Annotated in this window: 4 protein-coding genes; 3 read left to right on the top strand and 1 reads right to left on the bottom strand. The window is 66.5% G+C overall.

Features of this window, described 5'->3' with window-relative positions; all coding sequences use genetic code 11:
• Positions 1-1,179, bottom strand: a 1,179-nt coding sequence (locus WAL33_RS20905) for a phosphatidylinositol-specific phospholipase C1-like protein (protein ID WP_422183883.1), incomplete at its 3' end; no start/stop codon positions are given.
• Positions 1,180-1,397: 218 nt separating this feature from the next.
• On the opposite strand from WAL33_RS20905, the gene WAL33_RS20910 reads away from it, so the two are divergent.
• The 3 genes from WAL33_RS20910 to WAL33_RS20920 form a co-directional block, all read left to right on the top strand.
• Positions 1,398-4,133 (top strand): TonB-dependent receptor, encoded by a 2,736-nt coding sequence (locus tag WAL33_RS20910; RefSeq protein WP_422183885.1) that lies wholly within the window; start codon positions 1,398-1,400, stop codon positions 4,131-4,133.
• Between the two features lie 216 nt (positions 4,134-4,349).
• Entirely contained in the window at positions 4,350-4,931 is a 582-nt protein-coding gene (locus WAL33_RS20915) for an RNA polymerase sigma factor (protein WP_422183887.1), read from the top strand.
• Positions 4,895-5,117, top strand: a 223-nt coding sequence (locus WAL33_RS20920) for a FecR/PupR family sigma factor regulator (RefSeq protein ID WP_422183889.1), incomplete at its 3' end; no start/stop codon positions are given. The genes WAL33_RS20915 and WAL33_RS20920, both read left to right, overlap by 37 nt.

A 5,117-nucleotide genomic window follows, 5' to 3' on the forward strand; every position in this document is an offset into this window, starting at 1 on the left:
GCCCTGGGCCGGCGCGCCAGCCTGGGCCTCGATCGCCAGGCCGCCGCAGCGTTCGGCGGCGCGAAGCAGGTTGCAGGCGGCGATGTCGCCGCCGGTCAGCCGCACGGCGTAGCCGCCGGCGAAGCGCGGATCGGCCCACAGGTAGTCGGTCGAGACATATTGCGCGCCGCTGCTCAGGGCGGCGCTGCGCTGGCGAACGTCGTTGCGGCGGGCGGCCCAGGTCTCGGCGTCGGCGCGGGTGCGGACGATGAAACCGGCCTTGACGGCGGCGGCGATGCGGTCGCGCTGGGCGATCGGGTCGTTCAAGGTCAGGTAGGCGGCGGCGGGGGAGGCCTCGTCGGTGTTGACGAACATCGCCCGGCCTTCCAGCGAGCGGCGGGCGCCGCGATAGACCGCCACCTTCTCGGGCGTCTCGTCGAGGGCGAAAAGCACCTTGCCCCGCGCCTGGCCCAGGCTCGGCCAACCGCCCGCCAGCACGGCCTCGCGCAGGGTGGCGTGTTTGCCCTGCACGCCGTCGGGCGTGATCAGGCGATCCGGGCCGAACACCGAGCGGATCTCTGCGTCGAGGGCGTCGTAGGCGGCGGCGTCGAAGGCCAGCGGCGTGACCCCGCCCGGCAGAGTGGCCGCGCCGTCCTTGGCGTTGATCAGGATCAGGATCGGCGCGTGGTCGGGATGCGCCACCGACCAGGCCTTCACCTGATCCAAGCAGGCGACGAAGGTGACACAGGAGACGCGGAAATCAACGTCAGGCATGTGGATGGTCTTGAAGCCGGGCCGGGCGAGGGCGGCGGCGGTCGCCGGCGGCAGGATCGTTCCCCCGCCCAGGGCGGTCAGCGGACGGGCGTAGCGACCGCCGGCCGGATCATGGACGACGTCGAGTTCCAGTTGACGGGCGCCGGCGTCCAGCTGTTCGGCCAGCGGTCGATGGGCGTAGTCGAGGCCCAGCACCGGCTCGCCGCGCGCCGCGACCATGGCGGCCAGCTCTTCGGCCGGGATGGCCAGCTTGTAGCTGTTGTGGGTGCCCACGGCCGTCAAGTCGTTGAGCCGCAGGCTCGCGTCCATCCAGGCTCTGGCGCAGGCTGGTGGACCGGCCGAGGCGGCGTCCTTGGCCTGAAGCGAGCAGGGGGCGGACGCGGCGGCGCTGGCTCCCATCCACAAGGCGGCGATCATGGCCAGCATCGAAAGATTCCCCGAACAAGACGGCTGTTCATAAGGCGCGCGTGTGACGGTTCGGCGTCGTTCCCCGGCGTCATTCCCGGGCGGCGTGGCCGGCGCGCACTTTCATCGCGTCGTCACAAATTTCGCAATCCGGAGTCATCAACGCCCGCTAACCGCCAGCCTCCACCGTGAGGATCTCAATAGCGAGGTCCTCCTACCGGTGATGTCGTGGGGGCTAAATGTCGAATTTGAAGAAGATGCTGGTGACCAGTGTGGCGATGAGCGTTGTGGCCATGGCCATGCTGACCGGCGCGACCGCCGCGGTCGCCGCCGACGTCGCGCCGGCGGCCGACGCCGCCACTGCGGTTGACGCCGTGGTGGTCAATGGGTTCCGCAAGTCCTTGGGCCTGGCGCGCCAGGCCAAGAAGGAAGCCAGCATAACGTCGGACACCATCGTCGCCGAAGATATGGCCAAGTTCCCCGACCTCAACCTGGCGGAGTCGCTGCAGCGCCTGCCGGGCGTGGCCATCAATCGCGAAGGCGGCGAAGGCCGCCGGGTGTCCTTGCGCGGCCTGGGGCCCGACTTCACCCGCGTGCAGCTGAACGGCATGGAAGTGCTGGGCAATGTCGACTCGCCGATGGACAGCCGCGGCCAGACCTCGCGCGACCGCGCGTTCGACTTCAACATCTTCGCCTCTGAGCTGTTCTCCAAGATCGACGTGCGCAAGTCGTTCTCGGCCGAGCAGGACGAGGGCGGCATGGCCGGCACCGTCGGCCTCTACACCTCCAAGCCGTTCGACTATTCCGGAACCAAGGCGGCGCTGTCCGTGCAGGGCGGCACCAACTCCTCGACCAAGGACTTCCAGCCGCGCGGCGCGGCCATGATCAGCAAGAACTGGGACGACAAGTTCGGCGTCCTGGTCTCGGTGGCCTATTCCAAGCGCCAGACCGAGGAGCAGGGCTACAACACCTATGGCGCCGGCACGCAGAAGGCGGATGCCGCCAATGTCGTCAAACTCAGCGCCGCCGATCAGGTCAAGGCCAGAAACGGCGAGCTGATCTTCGCGCGCGGCAACCGCCTGACGGTCTGGGGCTCGGACCAGGAGCGCCTGGGCGTGACCACGGCGCTGCAATGGCGGCCGGTCGAGAACGTCACCGTGACCCTGGACGCCCTGCACGGCGAGTTCACCAATTCGCGCAGCGAGAACAGCCTGGCCACCCGCGCCAGCGTGGGTTCGACCATCCTGGGCGGCGCCACCAAGCACTCGGGGGTCACGACCGCCGCGCCGGTGCTGAACTCGATCCAGTACGATCAGTACAACACAGTGATCTACGCCGATGTCGACAACACCGTCTTCGCCACCGAAACCCGGCGCCAGGAAACCGAAAACACCTTCGACCAACTGGTGCTGACCGGCGAATGGAAGGTCAGCGACAAGCTGACCCTGGACGGCCACATCGGCCAGGAGACCTCGGACTACGACATCCCGATCTCGGACAAGTTCTACACCGAGGCGTTCGGCGGCCTGATCACCGACTATCGCGGCGACACCGGCAAGAACACCTACAAGTGGAACACCACCGACCCGAACAATTATCGCGCCCACGAGATCGACTTCTCGGCCACCTATCAGAGCACCGAGCTGAAGAACGCCGAGTTCAACGGGGCCTATGAGGTCAACGACGCCGTCGTGCTGAAGGGCGGCGCCTCCTATCGCGGCTTCAAGAATTCGGGCTACACCCAGGCCACCGACGACCTCAATAAGACCGCCTGGGAAAACGGCACGCTGGATGACAAGGTCAACGGCTACTACACGATCTTCGACCAGCACGACGACCAGTCCTGGGTCAATGTCGACTGGGACAAGGCCCTGGCCGCCTATGGCGTCACCCGCACCCTGGGCGCGCCGAAGTCGATCTACGAGGTCGAGGAAAACACCAAGGCCGGCTATCTGCAGCTGGACTGGAAGGCTCAACTGCTGGGCAAGCCGGTGCGCGGCAACGTCGGCCTGCGCGCCTATGAGACCGAGCTGACCTCGTCGGGCGTCATGGCCGTTCGCGGCGTCAACACCCCGACCGTCGCCGAGAAGAAGTATTCGGGCGTCCTGCCGGCCTTCAACGCCGTGATGGAGCTGTCCGATCAGTTTCAGATCCGCGCCGCGGTCGCCCAGAACATCAACCGCCCGTCGTTGGGCGCCTATGCGATGAACGGTACGATCAGCGTCGATGGCTCGACGGTGACGGTCTCGACCGGCAACCCCAATCTCGAGCCCTACACCTCCGACGAGTTCGACCTGTCGGCCGAATGGTACTTCGGCAGCGTCGGCATGCTGACGGCCGGCGTGTTCCACAAGAACATCGACGGTCTGGTCGCCAGTCAGACCACCAACAATGTGAGCTATGCCAGCACCGGCCTGGCCGAGGGCCTTTATCCAGGCGTCACCGGCTCAACCAACGTCACCTCCTATACGCGCTCGGTGAACCTCAACAACGCCAAGCTGACCGGCTTTGAACTGAGCGCCCAGAGCGACTTCTTCTTCCTGCCGGGTCCACTCAAGAACCTCGGGATGGTCGCCAATGTCACCTTCATCGATTCCGAGACGACCAACGGCGCCGTGAAGAGCGCGATCTACGGCATGTCCGACCTCAACCACAACGTCACCCTCTACTACGAGACGACCAAGTGGGGCGCGCGGGTGTCGTCGAACTATCGCTCGGACTATCTGATCGACAGCGGCGGCTTCAACGCCACCACCTATATCGACGCTGCGGCCTTCTATCAGCTGACCCCGCGGATTCGCCTGTCGCTTGACGCAGTCAACCTGTCGGACGAGCGTGAGGAGCAGACCAACAGCTATTTCACCCCGGCCGGGGCCAACGGCACGCCGCCGGCCGGACCGACCGGCGCCAAGCGGCTGTGGAACTACACCACCAGCGGCCGCACGGTGTTCGTCGGCGTCGCAATGCAGTTCTGAACAGGTTAAAGCCGGCGTTTCGCGAAGCCGCTCGAGGAAAACCTCGGGCGGCTTTCGCGACTCCGGTCGCGCTGGACGAAGCCGGGGCGGGGAGCTTTGAGGCGACCGTCGCAGAGTCTCCATCAAGCTGTCGGCAAACTGACATGGAGCGTCGCTAGCCAGGGCGCCTTAGGGCGGAACGTTGGTTCGAGTCCCGTTGAGGGCAGGATCGCCGCCATGGCCTGGCTACGCGACATAGACCGATGGTTCGGGGCGAGGGTGCTGCCGCATGCGAGCGGCTTTCGCGCCTACGCCCTGCGGCTGACCGGCGACGAGGGCGACGCCGAGGACCTGGTCCAGGAGGCCTATGCCCGGGTGCTGAGCCTGGCCGACTGGCGGCGGCTCGAAGCGCCGGAGCGCTTCGTCCTGACCATCATCCGCAACCTGGCCTTCGAGCGCTTTCGGCGGGCCAAGGTGGTGGGAATTCGCCAGATCGGTGTCCTGGATCTCGAAACCCTACCTGATCCCGCGCCCGACGCCTATGTCGCCACCACCGCCCGGCAGGAGCTGGATAGGGTGTTGGCGGCGATGGACCGATTGCCGCCGCAATGCCGAAAAGTGCTGACCTTGCGAAAAATAGAGGCCTTGGCGCCTCGCGACATAGCGGTAAGGCTGGGCTTATCCGTCTCTACGGTTGAGAAACATCTGTCCAAGGCCTTGAGGCTTCTCACCGAGGCCCTGGCGGAGGATGAAGACGGCAGTATCAAGAGTAGACCGGGGTCATGGCTCAGCAAGGCGAGGAAGACAGAGCGGCGTTGATCGCCCAAGCCTCGGACTGGCTGTCGCGTCTGGACGCCGGTCGCGCCACCGCCGAACAGCTGGAGACCTGGCGCGGCGCCGATCCGCGCCGGGCGGCCGCCTTCGCCGAGGTCGCCAGCGTCTGGTCGCGGCTCGACGTCCTGCGCGACGCGCCCGAGCGCGTCGAACCGCGGAGCGGTTCTGGCT

It is taken from the genome of Caulobacter sp. (assembly GCF_049283275.1).
Taxonomy (GTDB): Bacteria; Pseudomonadota; Alphaproteobacteria; order Caulobacterales; family Caulobacteraceae; genus Caulobacter.

Excerpts from the sequence above, each read along its gene's own strand:
- WAL33_RS20910 (WP_422183885.1), top strand. The coding sequence starts at position 1,398 with ATGTCGAATTTGAAGAAGATGCTGGTGACCAGTGTGGCGATGAGCGTT.
- WAL33_RS20915 (WP_422183887.1), top strand. The coding sequence starts at position 4,350 with ATGGCCTGGCTACGCGACATAGACCGATGGTTCGGGGCGAGGGTGCTG.